The 25598-nt window shown below is 65.2% G+C and carries 17 protein-coding genes; 4 read left to right on the forward strand and 13 right to left on the reverse strand.

What is annotated here, in order from left to right:
• Positions 1-6: 6 nt before the first annotated feature.
• The 3 genes from OXH60_13575 to OXH60_13585 all read left to right on the forward strand — a co-directional run bounded on the left by OXH60_13575 (position 7) and on the right by OXH60_13585 (position 3347).
• A complete protein-coding gene (locus tag OXH60_13575; GenBank protein MDE0713149.1) occupies positions 7-1152 on the forward strand; it encodes an ATP phosphoribosyltransferase regulatory subunit in 1146 nt (381 codons plus the stop codon).
• A complete protein-coding gene (locus OXH60_13580; GenBank protein ID MDE0713150.1) occupies positions 1152-2441 on the forward strand; it encodes an adenylosuccinate synthase in 1290 nt (429 codons plus the stop codon). The genes OXH60_13575 and OXH60_13580 overlap by 1 nt, the downstream gene beginning before the upstream one ends.
• A 114-nt stretch (positions 2442-2555) precedes the next feature.
• Complete coding sequence (locus OXH60_13585) at positions 2556-3347, forward strand: SDR family NAD(P)-dependent oxidoreductase (protein ID MDE0713151.1); 792 nt, start codon at positions 2556-2558, stop codon at positions 3345-3347.
• Positions 3348-3654: 307 nt separating this feature from the next.
• Here the strand turns inward: OXH60_13585 and OXH60_13590 are convergent, their stop codons facing one another.
• The 11 genes from OXH60_13590 to OXH60_13640 form a co-directional block, all read right to left on the reverse strand.
• A complete protein-coding gene (locus tag OXH60_13590) occupies positions 3655-4686 on the reverse strand; it encodes a hypothetical protein (protein MDE0713152.1) in 1032 nt (343 codons plus the stop codon).
• 4 nt (positions 4687-4690) lie between these two features.
• Positions 4691-6082: a vanadium-dependent haloperoxidase gene (locus OXH60_13595; protein ID MDE0713153.1), complete on the reverse strand. Its 1392-nt coding sequence runs from the start codon at positions 6080-6082 to the stop codon at positions 4691-4693.
• Between the two features lie 1051 nt (positions 6083-7133).
• A complete protein-coding gene (locus OXH60_13600) occupies positions 7134-8168 on the reverse strand; it encodes an ATP-binding cassette domain-containing protein (protein ID MDE0713154.1) in 1035 nt (344 codons plus the stop codon).
• On the reverse strand, positions 8161-9135 hold the full coding sequence (locus OXH60_13605; GenBank protein ID MDE0713155.1) for an ABC transporter ATP-binding protein: 975 nt from the start codon (positions 9133-9135) through the stop codon (positions 8161-8163). The genes OXH60_13600 and OXH60_13605 overlap by 8 nt, the downstream gene beginning before the upstream one ends.
• A gap of 2 nt (positions 9136-9137) precedes the next feature.
• On the reverse strand, positions 9138-10043 hold the full coding sequence (locus OXH60_13610; GenBank protein MDE0713156.1) for an ABC transporter permease: 906 nt from the start codon (positions 10041-10043) through the stop codon (positions 9138-9140).
• 43 nt (positions 10044-10086) lie between these two features.
• Positions 10087-11073: an ABC transporter permease gene (locus OXH60_13615; GenBank protein ID MDE0713157.1), complete on the reverse strand. Its 987-nt coding sequence runs from the start codon at positions 11071-11073 to the stop codon at positions 10087-10089.
• A gap of 394 nt (positions 11074-11467) precedes the next feature.
• Entirely contained in the window at positions 11468-13042 is a 1575-nt protein-coding gene (locus OXH60_13620; protein ID MDE0713158.1) for an ABC transporter substrate-binding protein, read from the reverse strand.
• A gap of 411 nt (positions 13043-13453) precedes the next feature.
• On the reverse strand, positions 13454-15781 hold the full coding sequence (locus tag OXH60_13625) for an MMPL family transporter (GenBank protein ID MDE0713159.1): 2328 nt from the start codon (positions 15779-15781) through the stop codon (positions 13454-13456).
• A 108-nt stretch (positions 15782-15889) separates the two neighbouring features.
• Positions 15890-16930: a YCF48-related protein gene (locus OXH60_13630; protein MDE0713160.1), complete on the reverse strand. Its 1041-nt coding sequence runs from the start codon at positions 16928-16930 to the stop codon at positions 15890-15892.
• 107 nt (positions 16931-17037) lie between these two features.
• On the reverse strand, positions 17038-18417 hold the full coding sequence (locus OXH60_13635; GenBank protein ID MDE0713161.1) for a DUF1329 domain-containing protein: 1380 nt from the start codon (positions 18415-18417) through the stop codon (positions 17038-17040).
• Positions 18418-18429: 12 nt separating this feature from the next.
• Positions 18430-20661, reverse strand: a complete 2232-nt coding sequence (locus OXH60_13640) for a DUF1302 domain-containing protein (protein MDE0713162.1) — start codon at positions 20659-20661, stop codon at positions 18430-18432.
• A gap of 411 nt (positions 20662-21072) precedes the next feature.
• Here OXH60_13640 and OXH60_13645 point away from each other — a divergent pair, with 411 nt between their 5' ends.
• Positions 21073-23451 (forward strand): ATP-binding protein, encoded by a 2379-nt coding sequence (locus OXH60_13645; GenBank protein MDE0713163.1) that lies wholly within the window; start codon positions 21073-21075, stop codon positions 23449-23451.
• Positions 23452-23604: 153 nt separating this feature from the next.
• On the opposite strand, the gene rpoH is transcribed toward OXH60_13645, so the two are convergent.
• Together rpoH and OXH60_13655 are read right to left on the reverse strand one after the other, a co-directional pair.
• A complete protein-coding gene (gene rpoH / locus OXH60_13650; protein ID MDE0713164.1) occupies positions 23605-24534 on the reverse strand; it encodes an RNA polymerase sigma factor RpoH in 930 nt (309 codons plus the stop codon).
• Positions 24535-24588: 54 nt separating this feature from the next.
• Positions 24589-25557, reverse strand: a complete 969-nt coding sequence (locus OXH60_13655) for an RluA family pseudouridine synthase (GenBank protein ID MDE0713165.1) — start codon at positions 25555-25557, stop codon at positions 24589-24591.
• Positions 25558-25598: the final 41 nt, after the last annotated feature.

Raw genomic sequence — 25598 nt, forward strand, 5'->3', positions numbered from 1 at the left:
AGCGAGATGACCTCCAACGACCAAGTCCTGTTGCCTGCGGGGCTGGCAGACCTGCTGCCGCCAGACGCGGAACGAGAGGAAGCCGCATCGCGCGCCTTGGTCGATGTCTTCCGCAGTCACGGTTACGAATCGGTGCGCCCGCCACTGCTGGAGTTTGAAGACACACTGACCGCCGGCCTAGGCGCCGCGGGCGCGGGGTCCACGTTTCGCCTGATGGATCCGCATTCGCAGCGGATGTTGGGAGTCCGGGCTGACATCACGCCGCAGGTCGCCCGTATCGCTACCACCAGACTGGCCTCGGCCGATCGCCCGCTCCGGCTCTGCTACGCCGGGGATGTGCTGCGGGTCAACGCGAGCGCCAATGGCGGGGAACGCCAGGTCCGACAGATCGGCGCCGAACTGATCGGCTGCCCCGGCGCCGAGGCGGACGTTGAGATCCTGCTCCTGACGATCGAAGCGCTGGGGACGCTGGGTGTCGAGTACTTCACGATCGACCTGACGAGCCCGAACCTGGTTCCGGCGGTCATGGAGTCGTTCGCGCTCAGCCCCGCCTTGCAGGCGGAAATCCGGGACGCGCTCCGCCGAAAGAATGCCTCCGCGCTCGAGGGCCTGTCGGGAGATGCGCCACGGATCCTTGCGGAGTTGGCCGCCGCAGCCGGTCCGGTCGAGGAGTCGGAGAACCGGCTTCGATCGATTGAGCTGCCGGCGGAGGCAGCTGCGGTCCGCGATCGCACGCTTGAGGTCTTGGGACGGTTGCGCACCCATGCGGCCGGGGTCGCGCTCACGCTGGACCCGGTCGAGAATCGGGGATTCGGCTATTACGCAGGCGTCGGGTTCGCAGTGTTTGCGCCGGGCGCCCGCCGGGAAATCGCGTTCGGCGGCCGCTACCGAATCAGCGCGGATGAAACGGCGTTCGGCGTCTCGTTCTTCACCGATGCGCTGCTCAGGGTGGCGTCGGATTCCGCATCGCTACGCAAGGTGCTCGTGCCCCGCGGACAGGATCCGGAAACCGCCGCTGCGCTGCGCCGTGACGGCTGGATTGCCATCGTGGATCTCCTGGGACCGGGTGATGCCGAGGCGGCACGGAGAGCCCGGTGCAGCCACGTGCTGCAAGACGGCACGCCAGTCCCGCTGGTGCCGGACAACCACTGATGGCGAACGTCACCGTCGTAGGTGCACAGTGGGGTGACGAAGGCAAGGGCAAGATCGTCGACTGGCTGTCCCACCGGGCCGACGTGGTCGTCCGGTTTCAGGGCGGTCACAATGCCGGTCACACCTTGGTGGTGGACGGCAGGACCTACAAGCTGAGCCTGCTGCCTTCAGGCGTCGTGCGGGGCAAGCTCTCCATCATCGGTGACGGGGTGGTGATCAATCCCTGGGCGCTTTGCGACGAGATCGCGACCGTCCGGGACCAGGGATTGCACATCACGCCGGACGTGTTGCGCGTGGCGGAGGGCGCGAGCCTGATCCTGCCCTACCACTGGGAACTGGATCGCTTTCGGGAGGACGATGCGTCGGACCGTGCGATCGGCACGACCCGACGCGGTATCGGTCCCGCATACGAAGACCGGGTGGGGCGGCGCGCGGTCCGCGTGTGCGACCTGTACGACCGGCCGGGCCTGCATCGCCGGGTCGAGACCGCGCTCGACTACCACAACACGTTGCGCCGCGGTCTCGGTCGGACGCTTCTCGACAGGAGTGAATTGCTTGAATCGTTGACGGATGTCGCAGATGTGCTGCGTCCGTTTGTCACGAACACGGCAGCGTTGCTGGACCAGGCCCGCAGGAACCGTCAGACAGTCCTGTTCGAAGGGGCGCAAGGAATCATGCTGGACGTGCATCATGGGACGTACCCATATGTCACTTCGTCCAACACCGTTCCGGGACAGGCCGCTGGCGGGGCTGGCACCGGCCCCGCGAGCGTGGGCTACGTGCTTGGAATCACGAAGGCATACACTACCCGGGTCGGGGCGGGGCCGTTTCCGACGGAGCAGGCAAACGACATCGGTCGAACCCTGGGACAACGAGGGCACGAATTCGGGACTGTCACGGGCCGACAGCGCCGCTGCGGCTGGTTTGACTCGGTCATGGTACGGCAGGCGGTGCGGGTGGCCGGCATCGACGGCATTGCCCTGACCAAGCTCGACGTGCTTGACGGGTTTGAGACGCTCCGCGTCTGCGTCCGCTACCGGGCCGGGAACGAAACCTTCGACTATTTCCCGCCCGGGGAGACGGCGCGCGCATCCGTCGAGCCGGAGTACGAGGAACTCGAGGGCTGGTCAGACAGCACGCGTGGGGCCCGTTCGTGGGCGGACCTACCGGCGACGGCTGTCAAGTACATCCGCCGAATCGAGGAATTGATCGGGGTGCCGGTCGCATTGCTGTCCACCAGTCCCGAGCGCGAGGACACGATACTGGTCCGCGATCCGTTCGCCGAGTGATGCGGGCGTCTGGCGGGCTGCTGTTGCTCAGCCGGTCGCATTGCCGGACGGCTCGCCAGCGTGATGAGCGCAAGACTGCCACCGACAACGTTTGACCGCGGAGGAAACGTAACAATGGATCTGGATCTACAAGGGCGGACAGCGCTCGTTACAGGTTCCACCCGGGGAATCGGGTTTGCCACGGTGTTGGGGCTTGCCCGTATGGGAGCCCGCGTCGTCCTGCACGGGCGCACCGAGGAATCGGTGGCCAAGGGACTTCAGCGCTTTCAGGATGCACTCGGTACGGCTGGCGAGGGCGTGGCTGGTGACCTCGGCAACGTCGAGGGCTGTTCCAGCGTGTTCGCGGCAGTTCCGGAAGCCGACATACTCGTCAACAACATGGGCATTTACGAGATGCGTCCGTTTGACGAGATCGACGATGCCACGTGGCTTGACTACTTCCAGATCAACGTGATGAGCGGGGTCCGGTTGGCGCGCCACTATCTTCCCGCCATGCGTCGAAAGGATTGGGGCCGCGTGGTGTTCATCTCGAGCGAGTCCGGGGTGTTCATTCCGCCTGAGATGATTCATTACGGCTTCACGAAGGCGGCCCAGCTGGCCATCGGACGCGGTCTTGCCGAGACCACGGTAGGGACGGGAGTGACCGTCAACTCAGTGCTCCCTGGTCCGACCTGGGTCGAGACCCAGGAGGAGCGCCTTGGAAAGCGGGCAAAGGACGAGAACCGCACCATTGAGGATCTGCAGGGCGACACCTTTCGGCTGCGGCGCACGTCGTCGCTGCTGCAGCGCTACGCAACCGTCGACGAAGTGGCGAACCTGATCTGCTACGTCTGCAGCAAGGCTTCGTCGGCGACAAACGGCGCGTCCCTGCGCGTCGACGGTGGGGTCGTGCGGACGTATATCTGAGAGACGGACTGTCTGTTCAATCCGCCGCCCCCGGGTCGCCTGCGCCGCAGGACCCACGTTGCACGGACCGGGTACCCCGACGCGCGCTGCAGGGCATCTTCGTCGTTTCAGCCTGGGAAGGCTCGGCTGCCGCCACAGGACCTGCCCGTGCTGGAGACCCCGGGGAGCCGGAGCGGGCTCCCCACGGCGGTATCAGCCTGCCCCGGGCAGCGGCTTCCGAACGTCGTTGGGTCGGTCGTTCCCGGTGCCCAACCCCATCCGACCGCGTGCGTCTGGCCTGCCGGACGGCCAATCCGCCTGAAGCCGGCTAGAAGCTGTACCGCATCGAAACGACGGCTTCGGTTTCTTCCACCTGCAGGAACGTCGCGCCATCCACGGTGACATCGGCTTGCCTGTGATTCAGACCCAGGTTTGCAGAAAGACCACGGGCAAGGTCGTACTGAATTCCCAGCGCGGCTGACTGCTCATCCTGTCCCTCGATGCGTCCGAAGTGTGCGCCTATGGAAAACCCAACCACGCCTGCCTTGGTACGTACGCCTGCCGACACGAACCTGCGGTCAGCCTTCCGGCCGGATGACGCCAGGCGTTCGAGACCGACGCCGGCATCAAGAGTGGTGCTGCCATAGATCATCTCGACGACCACTGCCGCGGCCCGGGTATCGAATCGTTCCAAGGCAGTGTGATAGACGCCGTCTGTGGCGCGGAAGGTAATTCGGTAGTCGCGATTGCCGGCCGGCCGCTGGAACATGGCGCCGGTATCCAGATTCCCGTCTCCGTCCGCCACGGCGCTCAACACCCAGGGGCCGAACCGGCCCAGGTAGGCTCCTCCGAACTCATCGAGCTGGCCCATGACGTCGTCGAAGGCCAGGACACCGTTGCCGACGCCGCGATGCCGTCGAGTCTGTTCGCGAACGATCCCCGAGACATCACCACCCAGTATCGTTCCCCACGCACTCCCGACGGAAACCGCGCCGTTACCGATGGTTCGTTCGTCGGAACGGAACCCGGCGGTGCCCTCCGTCGCATACTGGCCGAAGTAGGTCAGCGAAACCCGCCAGCTGTTCGACAACTGCGTCAGGATTGCCAATTGGGCGTTGCCGATCAGGCCAGTATCGGAAGTGCCGTCGTGCTCTGCGCCATCGGAAAGCGAGGCATCGAGAAGTCCGGTCAACACCAGGGTGACGTCGCCGACTTCGGTCGCGAGCGGCTCCTCTAGGGACGACAGGTTCTCGTAGTTGAGGGAAACATCTTGGGCATCCGCAGACTCGCATGCCGCGGCAAGGATGATCGAGGCGATGCCAAGACCAAGAAAAGGTCGGTGCAGGGATTGCAACGCCATTGCCCTAGACCTTGTCCGGAAAGGTGGTGTGGAAGGCCTGCCGGGCAATCGCGCGGCCGGCGTTCATGGCGGCAGTGTGGTCCATCTCCCAGTGCACGCCGCCGTAGAGCCTGCTCATCCCGTTCTCTTCCGCCATGTGAGACAGACTGGTCCATCGCCGCGTGACGCCGTTCAACTGCGGCCACAGGACCGCGTCCGGCGACTGACCGGAAAACACAACATCATCTCGGCCGTAGACCAACGCGATCAGTTCAGCGGCAGCGGCACCGAACGTGGAATGACCCGATGTGTAGGACGGAAACTCTGGGGTCGGGATATAGCTGCGCCAGCCTGGTTCCTGCGCGATCCGTGGGTCCGGATTCTCGAACTCGGGTGCGCGTACGCGTATCGCGCTCTCCGGACGGACAATGTCGTAGTGGTACTTGCAGTCCCACGCGCAGATGGACGCGTCACACTGTGTCATTCCGATCAGGGCGAATGCACGTGCAAGCTCGATGAAGCTGAGATCACGATCCTGCAGGATCTGCATCGCGACACAGACGAAATGCCCCGGTGGGGTGACACCCCAGGGACCGTCCTCCCAGAACAGCGCAATTTCCGACTCGTCGGCGGTTCGAACGGCGCTGTCCACGCCTCCTAGCCGGCGAGTCATGTCGAACGCCTCGGCGAACTCGGGGCTCGCCGGGTCGTAGAAACTGGCCGGCCGGAATTGTGATCCGCTGGCCATCGTCCACGGTTTGATCTGACCCTGTCCCGGGTAAAGACCTCGATCAAACGAGGCGAACGCCGGTCCGGGTTGGGCTCCGTAGAACGGACCCGTCGGCAGCCATCGCAGCGCGTCCGACCGTTTTTGGTAACGGTCCAGGTAATAGTTGACTTCGCTCGGCTCAGATCCGTCGTCGACTCTCATCCTGATCACGTAGCGCCCGACAGCTCGACCCCATTCGGCCCCCAAGGTCTTGGCTTCGCTCGCCGGAAAGCGGCTCAGAAAGGCCATTCGCTCGAAGAAGAACGGCTGCTGAAAGGCTTCCGAGGCTGCGGTGGCGAAAGCCATTCCGTACGCGACCTCGGGGTCTGCGCCGCGAGGGCCAGCGCCGACACCGAAGGGTTCGTCGTACGCCTGGACAATGCCGTTCGCCGCCAGGAAGCCGGCGGACATCGCCAGTCCGAAATTGTAAGCGGCCCGCGGCACCAGGACCCGCTGATCCCGCACCTGTTGGAGCGCCACGTCCACCCAATGGAAGACGGTGTTCCAGTTCCTCGGCTGCACTACCTGGGTGGCGTAGGACGACGGATGCCCGAATGTGGCCACCCGGGGCGCGACACAGGCCGAGAGCGCGCTTACCGATGCTGCGGCTGCTCCGGCAGCCAGAAAGTACCTTCTTGAATTTCGCATGATGATCCTGTTTTCCTGAGGCAAGGGACGACAACCCCCGTTTCCGGGTTCCGCCGGATCAAGTCGGACGAAGCTGGAAAGGAAACGAGCGGCGCGACTACCGACTGCTAAAGCCGGTGGAAATATCCGCTCTCGTGTTCACGCATGTACGCGGGCGAGGCCCGGGGTGCGTCGCGGCCGGACGGGAGGACGGTAGTCCGGCCGCGCCGTGCACGTTCCGGAACGGCGGGGTGGCACACCTGCGATGATGCGGAATGGTCGCTTGCCTGCGCGGCTTGCTCGCTCGAAGCGCGAAAGCAACTCCTGCCGGTGCCACGCGTTGGAACTCACTGCGACCCGTCGATCCTCAATTTGTTGTCGGTTGGGGCGTCGGCGCATCTTGGGCCCGGCGGCGGTCAACGTTGACCATGGGGTGTTGTCTGCGACGGTTGAAATTTGTTCGGTACCCTGACAAGACAGTGAGACCCATGTGCCGGCGGGCAACCTTTCGTTTTTCCGGCAAGCCGGCGCAGGCAGCGCACTAGTTTTCATCGCCCGGATTGCTCCGCTGGTCGTTGATTTGGCACTACCGCAGGCGCGAGATCATGGCTGTCGCGGCCCAGCGTCACAATTGCTGGACAGCGACGCCAAGCGCAAATGTGCGAAGAAGTGACAGGAATCCGGCACCGGGCGTCCAGCGGGCAGGCCGATGCGACCACGGTCGGAGCGGGTGCCGACGGCGTCGTAGCGTGCCGATGTCAAGTCCGACGGGTGCCTCGATCAGAGACGTCTCAACGCCTGCTGCCACGCGGCGGCGGCCAGCCAGCCCGCGCATCGGCCACTTCTCGGCCCATCTCTCCCCAGTGCGAGCCCACCATCTCACTCGGTTCGTCGGCGGTCTCGACCATTCCCATCGAACACGTGCTTTCTGTTTTCGTTCCTGGACCGCGCTTCCTGCCGGGTGGCCGACTGTGTTCCTCAAGGTGTTCGGGGCGCTTCCGCTGGCTCTGGTGTCGAACCGATGGCCCAAGTTGGCCGACTCCCCCAGGCCGTAACCGTTCCGTACTTGGTCCTACTGCGCCAGAACCGATCGCTTGAACGGCGGCAGCCGCTCCTCCTCGACGGCGTGGCAGGCAACCATGCCTTGGCCACGTTGCAGTGGGGTCGGAATGTCTTGCCGGCAGCGTTCGTTTGCGAACGGACATCGCGGATGGAAGGCGCAGCCCGGTGGCGGATCAATCGGGTCGGGAACCTCGCCCGGCACGGACACGCGCTCCCGGCCGGTCATCTCGACATCGGGGATCGTGTCGAGCAGCAAGCGCGTATACGGATGCTGGGGACGGCGAAACAGGTCCTTCGCGGCAGAAATCTCGCATAGCCGTCCGAGATACATCACACCGATGCGGGACGATACGTGATAGACGATCGAGAGGTCGTGGCTGATGAACAGGTAGGTCAGACCGAACCGCTGCTGCAGATCTCTCATGAGGTTGAGGATTTGCGCCTGGACAGACACGTCGAGCGCCGAAGTCGGTTCATCGCACACCAGGAAGTCGGGATTCGCGGCGAGCGCGCGGGCAATCGAGACGCGCTGGCGTTGCCCACCCGAGAATTCGTGCGGAAACTTGCGCGCGTCTTCCGGTGAAAGGCCCACTTGCCGGAGGGACTCCGCCACCTTCCCTCTCCGCTCGGACCGGTTGGTCACCAGCCCAAAGGCGTCGATGGGTTCCGCCACGATGTCTTCCACCCGCCAGCGAGGGTTCAGGCTCGCGTATGGATCCTGAAAGATCATCTGCATTCGGCGGCGCAGCGGCGCAATGTCGGACCGTCGCCGGAGGTGCGCCAAGTCCGTCCCATCGAAGAGGACGCTTCCCCGGGTCGGCCGGTCCAGGCCAACCACCATGCGCGCCACGGAGGACTTTCCGCATCCGGACTCGCCGACCAGGCTGAAGGTCTCGCCTCGCCGGATCGTGAACTTCACACCGTTGACCGCTTTGAGGGTTTGCGCCGGCAGCCGTTCCAGAACGCGCGCGAGCCAAGGTCTCGAAACGTCGTACGTCTTCACTAGGTCGTGTACTTCGATAAGGGGCCCAGTAGAGTCAGTCATCTGGCCGCTCCTGGTCGAAGAGAAAGCAGGCTGCTGCAGCATCCCTCGTGGTCTGCAGAACCGGACGCCTCCGGCGGCACAGATCGAACGCATGGGGGCACCTGGAGTGGAATGCGCATCCGTCCGGGATCTCGTGCAATCGCGGCATGGCCCCGTCAATCTGCGCTAGGTCCGCATCGTCGCGCCCGAGCCGCGGGATGGAATCCATCAGGCCTGTCGTATAGGGATGGTTGGGCGCTCTCAGGATCTGGCGGACACGCCCGACTTCGACGATTCGCCCCGCATACATCACGGCGACACGATCCGCTGTTTCAGCGATCACCCCCATATCGTGGGTAATGAGCATGATCGCAGTGCCCTGGTCACGGCACAGGCGCTTGAGAAGCGCGATGATCTGGGCCTGAATCGAGACATCGAGTGCGGTCGTCGGCTCATCCGCAATGATGAGGCGTGGGCCTGCGCAAACCGCCAAGGCAATCACGACGCGCTGGCGCATTCCGCCCGAGAACTCGTGCGGATAGGAGTCGATCCGATGTGCGGCGGCCGGGATTCCGACATCCTCCAGTAGGCGAAGCGCGTGCCGGCGGGCGTCGTCCGCGGATCGATCGGAGTGTGCGAGGATGGTCTCGACCAACTGTTGGCCGACGGTGAAGAGCGGATTGAGGCTGGTCAGCGGGTCCTGGAAGACGGAACCGATTTCTTTGCCTCTGATACGGCGCTTCTCTTCGCCTGATAGATGGTCGATCCGGCGACCATCAAATCGAATCTCGCCCCCGGACACCCTCCCGGGTGGCTCGATAAGCCCAATGATGGCCGCCCCCGTTACCGACTTGCCGGCTCCCGATTCGCCCACCACGCCCAGGACCTCGCCCGCTTCGATCGTCAGTGAAACGTCGTCGACCGCGACGAGCGCTCGCCGGCGCGTTGGGAACTCGACGCGCAGTTGGTCGACTTCGAGGAGCGCCATCGTTACCGCAGTTTCGGATTGAAGGCGTCGCGCAGCCAGTCACCAAGCAGGTTTACTGCGAGAACGAGAATTGCCAGCGCTGCCCCCGGGAACATCGTGATCCACCACTCGCCCGAGAACAGGAAGTCGTTGCCGATTCGGATCAGGGTCCCGAGCGATGGTTCCGTCGGCGGCACTCCCACGCCCAGGAAGGAGAGCGTGGCCTCGGTAATGATGGCGACCGCCAGGTGAATCGTCGCAATGACGAGTACCGGGCCCATGGTGTTCGGCAGGATGTGCCGCAGCATGATCATCAGCGGATGAATGCCGATCAGGCGGGCGGCCTGGACGTACTCCTTGTTCTTCTCAACCAGCGTGGTGCCGCGCACGGTCCGCGCGTACTGCACCCAGCCGGAGATCCCTATCGCCACGATCAGTACCGGAATCGCCAGCTGATCCTGCAATTCCGCCGGCAGGATGCTGCGCATCACGCCGTTGAGCAGCAGCGCGATCAGGATGGTGGGGAACGATAGCTGGATCTCCGCCGTGCGCATGATCAGTGCGTCCAGACGCCCGCCGGCGTAGCCGGCGAGGAGCCCCAGGCTCACGCCGAGTACCAACGCAAGCGCAACCGAGGCAAACCCCACCCCGATCGAAATCCTTGATCCGTAGAGAATCGCCGACAGCACGTCTCGGCCCTGGTCGTCGCTGCCCAGCAGGAACCGATGGTCGGCCGCTGCCATCCATGCCGGCGGGATGTGCGCATCCAGAATGCTGAGCGCGGCGAGGTCAAATGGATCTTGCGGGGCGATCAGGGGCGCGAAGAGCGCCGCCATCATCATGATTGCCGCGACCCCTGCGGCGACAACGACAGTTGGCGAGCGTGAGAAACTGAACCAGAGATCGCTGTCGGCGATTCGGCGGTACATTCCCCCCGCGCGGCTTCGTTGAGGCGCGCCCATTGGCATCCGCTCAAGCCTCCGGATCAGCGTTGCGTGTGGTGCGCAACCGCGGATCGATGACGTAGTAGAGGATGTCGACCACGAGGTTGATGGCCACGACGACAAACGCGATCAGGATCAGGTAGGCCGACATGATGGGAATATCCACGGTCTGGATGGACTGTAAGAACAGGAGCCCCATGCCCGGCCACTGAAACACGGTCTCGGTGATGATCGCGAAGGCGATGATCGACCCCAGCTGCAGGCCGGTGACCGTGATGACCGGTATCAGCGCGTTCTTCAGCGCGTGCCGGAAGTTGACCACGTGCTCGGGCAGGCCGCGGGCCCGGGCAAACTTGATGTAGTCGGTCCGCAGTACTTCCAGCATTTCCGAACGCACCAGCCGCATGATGAGCGTCATTTGGAACAGCCCGAGGGTGATTGACGGCAGGATCAGTGCTTTCAGCCCGGCGACGGTCAGCAATCCGGTGGACCACCAGCCGAAATCGACCACCTCACCACGCCCGAACGAGGGGAGCCAGCCCAGCATCACCGCGAACACGAAAATCAGCAGGATGCCGATGAGGAACGTCGGCAGCGATACGCCGGCCAGAGACACTGTCATCAACACGTGGGCGAGAAGCGTGTTCCGACGCAGGCCGGTGTACACCCCCATGGGGATGCCGAGCGCGAGCGCCAGCAGCGCGGAGAAAACAGCGAGTTCGAGGGTGGCCGGCATGCGCGACAGGATCATGTCGGCGACCGGCTTCTTGTGCTGGTAGGAAATACCGAAGTCGAAGGTGACTGCGTCCAGCACGAACCGGCTGAACTGCACGAGGACGGGGTCATTGAGCCCCAGCGCTTCTCTCAGCTCCTCTCGCTCTTCAAGCGTGGTCTCAATGCCAACCATCTGGTGCACCGGGTCACCGACGAACTGGAACATCGAGAACGCGATCAGCGCCACGAAGAACATCACCAGCAGCGACTGCATCAGCCGTTTCAATATGAAGGCAAGCATCGTCGTCGATTTCGCCTCGCGCGAGCCAGTCGCCGAATCGGTCGCAAGGAGCGCGGTCGGGCTACGTGGCGGGTCCCGAACTGCAATCGCGGCCGAGGCCTGAGGCTAAACATGCCTGCGGGACGGGACAGACGCCAACACCCTGCACGCGCGACTGCCAACGGGGATCCGTTCGATGCCGGGGCTGCCGGCGTGCCTCGCCTGCCCGGTCACTTCTGGCAGCGGACAGAAGCGGTTCTGGCCGGGCAGGAGCACTGCTCCTCGCACGTGGTTCGTGCCCCGCCATTCCGGGAGACACCGACCGAGAGCTCCATGTTCAGGCGTCGGATGCCGAAGGTCCGGGCCGCGGCTGGGGGATCAGCACCGCGTCTCCCGCCAAGCCGGGGCCAGCGGGTTACCGGATGTTCACGTAGTACAACATGAACTGGTTGTCCGGGCTCTGCACCAAGTCGACCAGGTCACTTTTTCCCCAAGCCAGGCCCTGCTGGTGAAGCGGGATGTACCCGAAGTCGTCGTGCACCAGCCGGTAGGCCTCCGCAATCATGGCATCGCGCGTGATGGGGTCGGTCTCGACAAGAATCTTCTCGGTCAGCGCATCGACCGCCGGATTACAGTAGTTGCCGAGGTTGAACTTGCCCGCGCCGTCGGCTTCCTGGCAGTGGATCAAGTTGTAGAGCACGTTCCAGCTGTCGAAGCTGCCCGGCGTCCATCCCAGCAGATAGAGACTCGTCTGGTAGGCAGGCCCCAGGACTTTCTTGAAAAAGAGTGCTTTTGGCTGGGCGAGCAGCTTCACCTTGATGCCGATCTTGGCGAGCATCGCGCTGACGGCGATGCAGATTCGCTCGTCATTGACGTAACGGTTGTTCGGACAGTCCATGCCGATCTCGAAGCCGTCCGGATATCCGGCGTCCGCCAGCAGCTGCCTTGCCAGCGCAGGATCGAAGGTGTGCCGCGCGAATTCGCCGGAACGCGCGAACAGCGTGGGCGAGATCATGAGGGCGGATGGCGTCGCAAGATTTCGCATGACCTTGCTCCCGATCGCCTCGACGTCGACTGCGTGATACAGGGCGGCCCGGACCCGCTTGTCCTTGAACGGATTGTTCCCCCGAACGTCGGATTCCAGCAATTCGTCACGACCCTGATCGAACCCGAGAAAGATCGTTCTCAGTTCCGGACCGACCAGCATCGATGTCCCGTCGTTTGCCTGCACCCGTCTGATGTCCTGCACGGGCACCGGATAGGCCATGTCGATTTGTCCGGAGAGCAGCGCCGCCACACGCGTTGCGTCCGAACTGATGGGCGTCATTACCACCTCGGTCAGATTGTGTCTGGGTTGGTCCCACCAGTCCGGATTCGGCTTCAGGACGGTTCTGACGTCGGTCTCCCGCTCCACGACCATGAACGGACCCGTGCCGTTGGTGTGGAAGTTGGCGTAGTTCTCGGTGCCCGCGGTCACGCTCGCCGGCTGCACGGCGTGGTGCTCTTCCGTCCACTCCTTGTCCATGATGTACCAAGTGCCCCACTCGGAGTGGAGAATTGGGTTGGGTGCCGGGGTAATGAAATCGACGGTGTGAGTGTCGACTTTGACTACCTTGACGTCTGCCGCGATTCGGGTCTTGAGATCAGAGCCCGTGGCGCGGACCCGGTTCGCCGAAAACACCACGTCGTCGGCATCGAAGGCGTTCCCGTTGTGGAATTTCACGTTCTGCCGTAGGTGGAACCGCCAACGCGTCGGCTCTAGGACTTCCCATCGCTCGGCCAGCGCCGGCTGAACTTCGAGGTCCGGGCCGCGCCGGATCAGGCCTTCGTAGACGTTGCCCAGGAAACCCAGCGTGAACGTCTCGTTCAGGACGTAGGGATCCAACCCTTGGGCGTCCCCCTGGAACGCCCATCGAAGCGTCTTCGCCTCGACGGCGCCAGCTGTCGCAACGGCAAACAGGGCCGCACAGATCATCGCCGTTCGTGCCATGGTGGTTCCTCACTGTCATCGCTGCTTATCAACTCGAAACCGAACAGGCCGGTTCTGTCCCGAAGCCGTCCACGCCGACACTAGAACGCGATCCTCCCCAAGAGAACCGGCACCGGACCTGTGCGGCGCAACATGGGGTTTGTCGCCGACGTAGGTGGTGGCCACCGCCAGGTGCCCGAAGGCGGCTGGTGGTGCGCGGCGAACCACGCCGTCCGACAGACCGACGGCAGCCCCATTGCACGGACCTCATGCCAGGTCCAGGAGATTCCGCTCCGGGCCCCACGAACGACTGCGGACTCGGCCCGACGCGCGGCGTCCGCATCCGCGGGTCGGCATCATCCCATCGAGAACGTCGGAACGCCGGATCAATCTGCCGATGCAGTTTCCCCGGCCGGACTATGTCCGTTTAGTTCACCGTTGATCAGTTGCGGTCCTGCGCGGACGCACGAGCCAGGCACCCAGGGCCGGCAGCAGGACGACCGCCCCGATCATGTTGACCAGGAACATGAACGTCAGCACCGTGCCCACGTCGGCTTGGAACTTCAGCGGCGCGACGATCCACGTAGCGACCCCAACGGCCAGGGTGAGGGCGGTGAGCACGACCCCCGCTCCGGTGGTGGCCAGCGTCCGCTCGTAGGCCGTGGCGAAGTCGAGGCCCTCCGCGAGCAGGGTGCGGAGCCGCCCGTAGATGTAGATGCCGTAGTCCACCCCGATTCCTGCCCCAAGCGCCACGACCGGCAGGGTGGAAACCTTGAGGCCGATCTCAAGCAGCCCCATGAGGGCGTAGGCAAGCAGGGAGACCACCGCGAGCGGCGCAATGATGCACACGGTCGCCGCCGCCGACCGGAAGGAGAGCAGGCACAGCACGATGACCGCGGCGTACACGTAGGCGAGGATCGGGAACTGCGACGCTGCCACCTCTTCGTTGGTCGCCGCCATCACCCCGACGTTGCCGGAAGCGAGTCGGAACGCGATGCGGTCGTCCGGATTCGCGGCGTCGAACGCCTTCACTGCGTCGACCACACGCTCAATGGTCTCGGCCTTGTGGTCGGTCGTGTAGACTGACACTGGCATGACGCTGCAGTCGAGGTTCAACAGCCCGCTGCTCGTGGGCACCGGGGAGACGGACTGAACGATCATGTAGCGATTGCGGGGAACGGTCCGCCATTTGAGGCTGCCCTCGTTCCACATCGCGTTAATGCTGCTCATGGTGCCGGCCAGCCCGCGCACCGACTGGACGCCATCCACGTTGCGGACGTGCCATTCGAAAGCGTCGAGGGTGCGCATCACGTCGTAGTCGATGCAGCCCTCCGCCACCGTCTCCACGATCACCGTCAGGACATCGACGCCGATATCGAAGCGCTCCGTGATCACGGCGGAGTCGAGGTTGTAGACGGACTCCGCCCGCAGCTCCGGCACGCCCTGGTGCTCGTCGCCGATCCGAACCTCGGGGGCCACGTACGCTCCGGCGGCCAGGAGCATCAGGGCCACACCGATCACAGCGGCGGCGGGGCCCCGGTGCGCGAGACGCGCCATCCGCGACCAGACCGGCTGCAGCAGGTCGTCGCGCTCGCGGGTCGCGCGGCGCTGCGCATCGCTCGCCTCGAAGTACGAGAGCAGCACCGGCAGTAGCGCTAGGTTGGTGAGGATGATCGCCGCGACCCCGAGGCTCGCGGTGATGGCGATCTCCTTCATGACCTGGACCTCGATGAACGAGATGGTGATGAATCCCACCGAATCGGAGGCCAGCGCGACCGCGCCCGGCAGCAGGAGACGGCGGACGCTCGCCCGCGCGGCCGAGAGACCATCGGCGCCGCCCGCTTCCTCCGCGCGCATCGAGCTCACCATCTGGACCCCGTGGCTCACGCCGATCGCGAACACGAGGAACGGCACGAGGATGGACATCGGATCGACGCCGAAACCCAGCGCCGTGACGCCGCCGAGCTGCCAGACCACCGCGACGAGGGAACAGGCGAGCGGCGGTATGGTCAGCCGGAGCGACCGGGTGTAGACATAGACGAACAGCGCGGTGATCAGGACCGCGATCCCGAAGAACGCTACGACCCGGGTCGCCCCGGCTGCGATGTCCCCCACCACCTTGGCGAACCCGATGACGTGTAGGTCGACGTGCACCTCCACGTCCGCGCTCACCGACTGGCGGATGCGCTCGAGCTCGCCCGCGACCTCGATGTAGTCGAGCCGCTCGCCGGTGTTGGGGTGGAACTCCTGCAGCTTGGCGGCCACGATCGCGCCGGTGAAGTCGTTGGCCACTAGGCGTCCGACGAGGCCGGCCTTGATGATGTTCTCCCGCACCCGGGCGAAGCCCGCCTCGGTGGGCTCGAAGTCCACCGGCAGCACGTTCCCAGCCGCGACGCCGTCTTCCACCACCTCGATGAACCGCACGTTCGGCGTGAGGATCGAGAACACCTGGGTACGATCGACGCCCGGCAGGAAGAACGTTGCATCGGTCACCTGCCGAAGCGCCGCGAAGAATCCGGGCGTGAACATGTCGCCCTCGCGCGCCATCACCGCGATCAGGACGCGGTCGGCGCCGCCGAACTCGTCGCGGTACTCGAGGAAGGTCTGCATGTACTCGTGCTCGACGGGCACCAGCTTGGTGAAGCCGGCATCGACGCGGAGCCCCGTCGCGGACCATCCCATCGCGATGGTGACGAGCGCGAACGCGGCGAGCACGAGCGGGCGGCGGGCGAACAGGAGCCGTTCGATGCGCTCCGTCACGGGACTGGCCTGCTGACGGCGCCCGTCGTCATCCCGGCGAGCGCGCGGCTCGGCCGGCGATGCCTTCGCTCATGCGGCGAGCGGACGAACACGGCCTCCATCGGGGCGCTAGTCGGCGTCCAGCCAGCGCTGGACGCCGAATTCTCCGACCAGCAGCACGCCGCCGTCGGAAAGCGGCAGCGCCGCCGAGATTCCGGCGCGCGATGCCAACCGGCTGCCGGCCACGCTGCGCCCACCGTCGTCGCTGGTCAGCACGCTGCCTTCCAGCCCGGTCACGACGATCCGCCCGGACGGGAGCTGGGCGGCTCCGGTCAGGGTCGCACGGGTACGGGTGGTCACCTCCGCCCAGGTCTCACCGCCGTCGTCGGAGCGGAACAGATGGCCCCTGAGCCCAGCCAGCAGCACCTGGTCCTCGTCGAGCGCGAGCCCACCGAACCACGAGCCGGCGTAGGGCGTGGACAGTTCGCGCCAATTCGCGCCGCCATCATCAGAGCGGTACGCGACCCCGGCCTCTCCGGCGATGAACAGGCGTTGCGACGGCGGCCGCGACGAATCGGACGCCGGTCCCGCCACTGGCACCAGCGCGTTCAGGTGGAAGTCGTTCGCGCTGATGGTCCTTGGGGTCCAGGTCTCGCCGCCATCCTCGGTGGCGAGGAAGTAACCGTAGGCACCGACCGCGAAGCCGGTGTGTGCATCGCGAAACCAGACGTCGAGCAGGGGGAGTTCCTCCTCCGGTGCCTGATGCACCATCGACCAGGTCGCGCCGCCGTCGTCGGTGCGGAGGATCACCGCGTCGTGCCCCACGGCCCAGCCCGTACGCTCGTCGTGCATGTGGACCGCCGTGAGCAGGACGCGGGTGGGCACCTCGGCCTGCGTCCAGCTGCCACCGTCGTCGGTGGATACCAGCACGTGGCCGCGCGCCCCCACCACCACCAGCCGCGAGCCAGCCACGGCGCCGTCAAGCAGCAGGGATTCGATCGCGAGCGGTGCCTGTACGGCTGCCTCGGCACCCGCGCTCCCCGGCGCAAGGAGAGCCAGCAGGCCGACGATCGCTAGGTGCGCCGCGGGCCGTTGCGAACGAGCGCGGGCCGGGGTGTCCCGGACCGGCGGCGGGGGGCCCGACCGCTGCGCCGCGCGCGGGGTCGTCACGACTCCGGCGAACGCGCCGGGCGCTTCACGAGTCCGGGTGGAACGGAACGGGCTCACCCCGGGGTGACAGCCGAGGCGGCCGGCGATTCAGGCGCTCAGCGACGCGTTCACCGCCGGCCGGCGCGGCGCAGCGCCGCGGGCGTGAAGTTGCGGGATGTCAGTCCCGGGTCCCACGTGCACATCGGGAACTCGTTGTCGAGGCCGAAGGCAAGGTAGCGGCCAGCCTGAAGATCGGTGTGCACCTCAAGCGTCGGCCACACCAGCGGTTTCTCGTAGTAGTTGACGACGTGGGCTTCGGACACCCGCCAGAGCTGGTCGCGGTTGTCGTAGATGTCCCCGACCATGATCTGCCACGAATCCTCGTCGACATACAGCGTGCGCCGCTTGTAGATGTGGGTCGCGCCCTCCTTGAGCGTCGCCTCCACCACCCAGACCCGGTGCAGCTCGTAGCGCAGCAGCTCCGGGTTGACGTGAAGGGGATGGAGGATGTCGGCGAACGCCAGGTCGCCGCTGTGCAGCCGGTACGAGTTGTACGGGACATACAGCTCGCGCTTGCCGACGAGCTCCCAGTCGTAGCGGTCCACGGCCCCGTTGAACATGTCGAGCTGATCCGCGGTTCGGAGTCCGTCGGCCGACGTGCCCGGGTTGTCGTAGGCGATATTCGGCGCTCGCCGTACCCGACGCTGGCCGGGGTTGTAGGTCCAGGCGTTCCGCGGCTCGCGGAACTGGTTCATGGTCTCGTGCACCAGGACGATATCGCCCGCGAGCCGGGCCGGCGCGAGCGTTTCCTGCTTGAACAGGATCATCGTGTTGCCGAGCTCGTCCAGCGTCATGTCTGGGAGCGAGTAGCGCAGCTCGATCTCGAGGCTCTGCTTCACCAGCGTAAAGTCGCCACCGCGGGTGACCGCAGCCTGGCCGACGGTGCATGCCACCGACTCGCCCCGGTAGCGCAGCAGGTGGTTCCAGATCACCTCCAGGCCGTTGGCGGGAATCGGGAACGGGATGCCGATCACCGCGTCACCGACGCCGTTGCCATCGTCCACGAGCCTGGCGCTGGCGGCGATTTCCCGGGTGGCGTCGTAGATCCGCTGGGGAACGGAGGCACTTCGCCGGGTCGGATAGACCTGTATGTTGAAACTCGGATACGTCTCCAGCAGGCGCTGGTGTCCGATCGAGAGCCGGTCGCGGTGCTCATCCAGGTTGCCGGCGTCGATGACGAACAGCGGCTCATCAGCGGCGTACGGATCGCGGTGATGTTCGCCGACGCTGTAGCCGGCGGGTGGCTCCGTAATGCCACCGGTCCACTCTGGGATGGTGCCTGCGGCGTTGCCCGCTCGTTCGCCCCCTAGCGGGGTGAGGTCGGCGCCGAGCCGCGCAATTTCCTCCGCCGGGATCTCGGCGGCGGCGGGGGCGGCGAGGACGCAGCCGAGGACGAAGGCGGCGCCCAGACGAATCGTGTTCGGTCTCGTGTCATTCATGGCGTTCATGGCCTCGGATCCTCAGAACGAGTACTTGACGGAGGCGGAGATGAAATCGCGGTCGAACAGCTCATTGCCGTCACCCGCGTACCGCGTGAAGCCGACGTCGGCCTGCCAGCGGCTGAGATAATCGGCGCGGAGCCCGACCGTCAGTGCGGTCCGTCCCTCCACGAAGGGGCCGCTGGGTGCGGGGCTGTTGCCGCTGACATCGTGCAGGAACTGCGCGTAGGGAAAGAGGTTGATGGATCCGATCACGTTGTTGTAGTCGAGACGCGCCGCGATCCGGTACCCCCACGAGGTGGCGTCCGCGTCGGCTTCATAGGGCGTGTCGTCGGGCGCCGTCGGGGGCGGGGGCGGCAGGATACCGCCCGCCGGACTCTCGAGGGGGGTCGTGCGCCTGTCCGGCATGTCATGGACGTGCATCATCGCGGCTTCCATGACAAACGCGAGGCTGTCCGCCCCCATAGTGGGCCCAAAGACCTTGGTCGCGGTGGCCTGGACCTGGCTCACGTCGCGCCGGACGTATCCCTCCACCCGCGTCGGCTCGTAGGCCGCGAGATAGCCGGGGAGATGCTCCGGTGCGCGGGAAGCCAATCCCAGTGCCGTGATGATTGGTCGGAGACCGTCCTCGAGAACCTTCCGCTCGGCCCTTTGCAGCGGCGCGTCGGCACGCAGGGAGTACTCCCCCTGCAGTGCCCAGCCTGAAGCGCCGAGCACCGTGTTGAAGCTCACGCCGACGAGCCGGATGTCCTCGGGATACTCGAGGAAGTACTCTCCTCCCTTCCCGTACCGGTCGATCGCCAGCGCAGCAGCGATCCCGCCGACTTGCGCTCCGACTTGCGCCGCGGTTTCAGCTTCGATGATGCCTCTGACGTCGTTGATTCCCGTTTGGATGGTGCTTGCCGCTTCCTCTGGCGGGAGCAATCCGGCCTGAACCGCCTGCTGGACATTCTCCGTGATCTGCGCGGCGAGCCGGGCGATCTCGGCACCGGCGGCCGCGCTTGCGGCGGCGCCAACGGTGGTCGCGGTTGTGGACGTCGGCCTGCCGATCGCGTCGGCCGCGAAGAGCCCCGCCTGCACGCTGCCAAGATCCGAGGTCTGCGCGCCGACCGTGGGCAGCCTGCTGTGGTAGTTGATGACGTAGAAGCCGAACTCGGTATCGTTCAGTTCCTCCGCAAGGTACCGCACCGCCATGCCCCACTGGCCGGAGTCGTCGGGCACCCGGTCTGCGCCGCGTAGCACGCTCGCGAAGTCGTCATCGAATGCCGCCTGCGGACGTTGCGGCGCGGGGATCGGGTCCCCGGTCAGCGGGTGCGGCACCATGTAGGCGGCCAGGTCCGCATTGATCGCCGCCGTCAGCGGGCCGAATCCGAACCCCTGGTCCCAGAGCTGCTGCTGGCCGGGCAGGAGCCCTTCATAGATGTTGGTAACGACCGCCTTTCTCGCACCCGGTCCCGCGTAGTCGGTGCTCGAGAAATAGCTCCCGACCGGATCGATCCGGGTCTCGTCCCAGTCAAACTGGTAGAAGCCTTCGACCGACAGCGTATCGGTTGGCGCGACCGCCACCGAGGCCAGTCCCGCGGGCAGCAGTGCTTCCCGGAGCTCCGAACCCGGCAGCCTGAGCTTGCTCACGTCGAACGGGTTGACGGCGTTGATGCCGTTCGGAATGAAGGTGCTCTCCCCCCAGTTCAGCACATGCCTGCCCAGCCTGACGTCGATGGGTATGTCGCCGGCGTCAAATGCGGCGGTGACGTACGCATCAAGGATCTCGACATCGCTGCCCACGCGCTCTTTCGCCTCGTCACTCAGCGGGGTGCGCTCGCGATCTCCGTTCTCATTCTCGAAGTCGAGGAAACCAGTGGCCCGGACGAATGCGCCGAACTCGCCGGTCCGGACGTCAAGATCCGAAGTGAACTTGGAGGCGTTGCTGACGATCCCCCGGTCGTAGTTGAGATTGCCGTCGTTCCCGTTGGTATCGCTGGCAAGGGCGTCATCACGTCCCTCGACACGATAGGTCAAGCCGTAGGAGATGATGGTATCCAAACTCCCTTGGTACCCGTTCTCACCGAACTCGACCGCACGGGCCGGAGATATCTGCAGGAGCACAATGAGCCCGGAGGCGGCTGTTGTCAGCGCGACTGAGCCGATCACGTGCCGGGCGCGGCGCCTCACCCCGCGTGTCGCACATGCTGGCTTCGCCAACCATTCCGGAAGAAGCCGCGTGATGGTGTTGGGTTCGTTGGTGTTCCTCATGGACCATCCCCGTCGCAGTTTGTGTTGCAGCGTTGAGTCCGGCCCCTCAACGAAGAGAAGACCGCGATCCCCCGGTTTGGGAGATCCAATGCGTCGCCGTGATCCGGCGTGCGAATCAAAGCCCTGTGCCCTTCGTGATACCGACCACCCATTAGCACGCAAATCCACACCTTGATTGCGCCTTGTATGACGACGTAATCATAGCCGAGAGGCACAGGGACATAACCGAGACGTACAGAAAGTATCGTGTCCATACGGTGTCTCAAGCTATGATTATTGTGTCCAACGTGTGTCGCACGCTAGGACGGCACTATAGTCACCATTCGCAAGGTTCGCGCTGCGCCGAAGCGCCGCCGGTGTGACCGCCGTTCAGGACCATACAAGTCGCGACCCGCCACCGGGGACGAACCCTTGAGCCGAGACGACCCAGGGAAGCACGATTTCGAAGCGCTCAGGGGGCGCATCGCTGCACTCAGCGCAGCCGTCTTGCGCATCAGCGCGAGCCTCGACGCCCACACGGTCCTGCAGGAAGTCGTTGACAGCGCCCGTGCACTCATTGGTGCCCGTTACGGTGTGATCGTGAGTGTCGACGAAGCCAGGAAGGTTCAGGACCTTGCCACTTCCGGTTTCAGCACTAGGGAGCGGGGCCGGCTGGTCAAGCGGCCCGACGGTCCCGGGTCCGCCGACCCGTTCCGCGACCTGCCAACACCATTGCGGGGTGCGGACTTGTCCGCCTTCATCCGGATGGACGGCGATTCTTCAGACCTCGTGCGCTCCGATAACCGTGTCGGCATCAGGTTGCGTCACCGAGGTGTTCTTGTGGGCAATGTCTTCCTCGCGGATGAGGGCCGCGCGCCGGAGGTCACTGGCGAGGATGAAGAAATCCTCGTGCTGTTTGCCTTGCAGGCGGCTACCGCGTTCGCCAACGCGCGTGCACATGGGGTCGAACAGCGCGCCCGCGCAGACCTTGAGGCCCTGGTCGACACATCGCCGGTGGGCGTTGTGGTCGTCGATGCCCGGCCTGGTCACGGGCTGTCGTTCAACCGCGAGGCGAGACGGATCGTGGAGAGTCTGCGCACGCCGGACCGGGACCTCGAGCAATTGTTGGAAGTCATTACGTGTCGGTTTGCTGACGGGCGCGAAGTATCACTCGACCAATTCTCGCTCCTCGAAGTCCTGAGCGGCGCGACGACAGTGCGCGCGGAGGAGGTCGTACTTTCGGTTCCTGATGGGCGCACCGTGACGACCCTCATCAATGCGACCCCGATCCGTTCTGATGACGGTGCTGTCGTCTCGGTGGTCGTCACGATGCAGGACCTGGCGCTGCTCCAGGAGCTTGAGGGCATGCGAGCGGAGTTTCTGGGCATGGTGAGCCACGAGCTACGCGCGCCGCTGACCTCGATCAAAGGCTCGGCCGCGACGGTGTTGAAGGGCTCGCCGCCGCTCGACCCGGATGAAGTGCGTCAATTCGTTCGCATCATCGACGAGCAGGCTGACCACATGGATGCCTTGATTCGTGACCTGCTCGATACCGGGCGCATCGAGTCAGGTACGCTCTCAATTTCGGCCGAGCCCACCGAGGTGCGGGCGCTGGCGGACCAGGCGCGGAACACGTTCCTGTCCGGTGGCGGGCGACACACGGTGCTGGTCGACGTTCCGTCGAACCTGCCGCGGGTGATGGCCGACAGGCATCGGATCGGGCAGGTCCTGAACAACCTCCTTGCCAACGCCGCGCAGCGTTCCCCGGAAATCGCGCCCATCCGGGTTTCGGCGGCGCGCGAGGAGGTATACGTCGCGGTCTCCGTTTCCGACGAAGGTGCAGGCATGCCGGCCGAGGACTTGCCCCGACTCTTCCAGAAGTACACGAGTTTCGGTACCGGCGATGATCGGCGCGGGCAGGGCCGCGGTTCCGGGCTCGGCCTGGTCATCTGCAAGGGGCTTGTGGAGGCCCACGGTGGCCGCATCCGGGTTGACAGCGGGGGAACGGGAAGGGGTGCGCGGTTCACCTTCACACTTCCGATGGCTGAGAAGGAAAGCGAAATCGCCGTGGCCGGCGTGGGCCTCGAACAGCCTCGTCCGCAAGGCGATGGGCGTGAGCCCATTCCAATTCTGGTGGTGGACGACGACCCGCGATCTCTGCGCCATGTCTGCGATGCACTGACTGCGGCGGGCTATGCCCCGGCAGCTACCAGAGACCATGAGGACCTGTCCCGGATTATCGAGGCGAAGAAGCCCCGGTTGGTTCTGCTCGACCTGATGCTGCCGGGGACTGATGGGATGGAGCTGATGGAGAGCGTCCCGGAACTGGCCGACCTTCCGGTGATTTTCATCTCGGGCTACGGCAGGGACAAGACCATCGCCCGGGCGCTCGAGAGCGGCGCCGAGGACTACATCGTCAAGCCGTTCTCGCCGACCGAGCTGACGGCACGGGTCAGCGCGGCGTTGCGCCGGCGGGAAGAGCCAAAGCCCTTCGTGCTGGGGGAGCTGGCCATTCACTACGAGGCGCGCCGCGTGACCGTAGGTGGTCGCACTCCGGCGCTCACCGCGACCGAGTACGACGTGCTGCGCGTCCTTTCGCTCAACGCCGGACGGGTGTTGACCTACGACCTGCTGCTCCGCCAGGTCTGGGGCAGGCGGCATACCGGCGATACCGGTCGATTGCGCACCGTCATGAAGAAGCTGCGCCGCAAGCTGGGTGACGACGCAGCCCGGCCGAGCTGGATCTACAGCGAGCGGGGCGTGGGCTACCGCATGGCTAGACTCGGCGACCCACAGCCTCCCCTCCCGTAATGTGGGTCCCGGCGCGCTACTCCGCGTCCCCGGCATCCTGCAATGGGCATGATCAGTCCGGGCGCGGTATCCGGTGCGGATCGTGCCGGTCAGCCCACGGCCGTACGACCACAATGCTGCCGAAGAGGAAGCTGCTTCCGATTGGGTCAGGTGTCAGAGCGCGTCGACAATCTGGCCCGAAGGGGGAAGTGCCTTCAGCGCCATCGGCACCGTTTCGCTCCTTGCGACGGCATCGCGCATGGAAGCCTGCACCTTCTGGAACGCACGGACCTCGATTTGACGAATTCTCTCGCGGCTGACGCCGAATTCCTCACTCAATGATTCCAGCGTGCGCACCGGCTCCCGTAGCCGGCGCTCGGTGAAGATCCGGCGCTCGCGGTCATTCAGTTCCGCGAGCGCTCGGCCCAGGAGGGCTCGTCGTTGCGCCAGTTCCTCGGACTCGGCCAACGCCTCTTCGATATCGTCCTCGTCACTTTCCACCCAGTCCAGCCATTCGGAGCCGTCTTCGGTGTCGCCCACCGGGGCGTTCAGCGACTGGTCCGCACCGGCGAGTCGCCGGTTCATCGACACCACCTCCCGCTCTGGGACGTCCATGCGCCGGGCGATTTCCTGCACCTGCTCCGGAGCGAGGTCCCCGCTGTCGATGAGCTTGAGGTCGTTCTTCATCCGGCGAAGTCCGAAGAACAGCTTCTTCTGGGCGGCCGTGGTGCCGATCTTCACGAGTGACCAGGAGTGCAGCACGTACTCGGTGACGGCCGCCCGAATCCACCACATTGCGTAGGTCGAGAGACGGAACCCCCTTTCCGGATCGAACCTCTTGACCGCTTCCATCAACCCGATATTTGCCTCTTGGATCAGGTCGGTCACGGGCAAGCCGTACCCTCGGAACCGCATCGCGATCTTTGCGGCTAGGCGCAAGTGGCTGGTCACGAGCCGGTGGGCCGCATCGATGTCCTGATGCTGACGCCAGGCCGTGGCGTCCATGTATTCCTCTTCCCGGCTCAGCATGGGAAACCGGTTGATTTCCTTCAGGTAGCGTGCCAGCCCGGTTTGTGTAAGGACCGGCAGAGCAAGGTTGGCCATGCGGGAACTGCCCAGAGACGCAGCGGAGTGTTGGGAGTAAGGGGGACCTGTCCCTTATAGATGACGCTTCGGAGCCGTTCCATCAAGGGCCGGGGTAGGATTTTTCCGAGCCGCCTGCATTGCCTTTAGCAGGCGTTCGAAATCGCGCGGGGGGCTGGCTTCGAAGGAAAGCGGCGAGCCGGTGGCGGGATGGGTCAGCGCGAGGCGGTACGCATGGAGCGCCTGCCGGGGGAAGACGGCTACGTGGGTGCTGAGCGAGGGATCGAGCTTCGCCGGAGGGGTGCGTGCGCGACCGTAGAGCGTGTCGCCCACCAGCGGACAATGCAGCGAAGCCATGTGTACGCGGACCTGATGCGTGCGCCCGGTCCCGAGCTGGCACTCGACCAGGCTGACTTCGCCGGCCACGTCGAACATCGTCCGATATCGCGTATCCGCTGCACGCCCACCGCGCGTGACCACTGCCATCCGGGTACGATGCCGAGGATGTCGGCCGATGGCGCCGTCGACGCGGCCCGCTCTCGGGACGGGCACTTTCCAGCAGACCGCCTGGTAGGCGCGCTCCACTTCCCGCGCTGAAATGGCCGCCGCCAGCCGAATGTGCGCCTCATCCGTCTTGGCCACGACGAGGAGACCGGACGTGTCCCGGTCCAGCCGGTGCACGATGCCAGGCCGCGCGACGCCGCCGATGCCGGAGAGACTGTCGCCGCAGTGGGCGATCAGGGCGTTCACTAGGGTGTCTTCACGATGGCCGGGAGCCGGGTGCACAACGAGGCCAGGCTGCTTGTTGACGACGATCAGGTGCTCGTCCTCGTGGATGATTTCGAGGGGAATGCTCGCAGCCGGCTGCGTTGGGGCGACCGGGGGAGGGATCCGGACCGTGATCCGGGTACCGGGGTGTACGATGCGCGCGGGGTCGCGGACGACCGCGCCGTCCGCGACCACCTCGCCTGCTTCAATCAGCGCCTTGACCCGAGTCCGGCTCAAGTTTTCCAGCTTGGCTGCGATCAACCGGTCAATCCGCATGGGCGAGACATCCTGCGGTACGATCCAGTCAAGGTCGCTCG

This window comes from Rhodospirillales bacterium, assembly GCA_028824295.1.
Taxonomy (GTDB): Bacteria; Pseudomonadota; Alphaproteobacteria; order TMED109; family TMED109; genus VXPW01.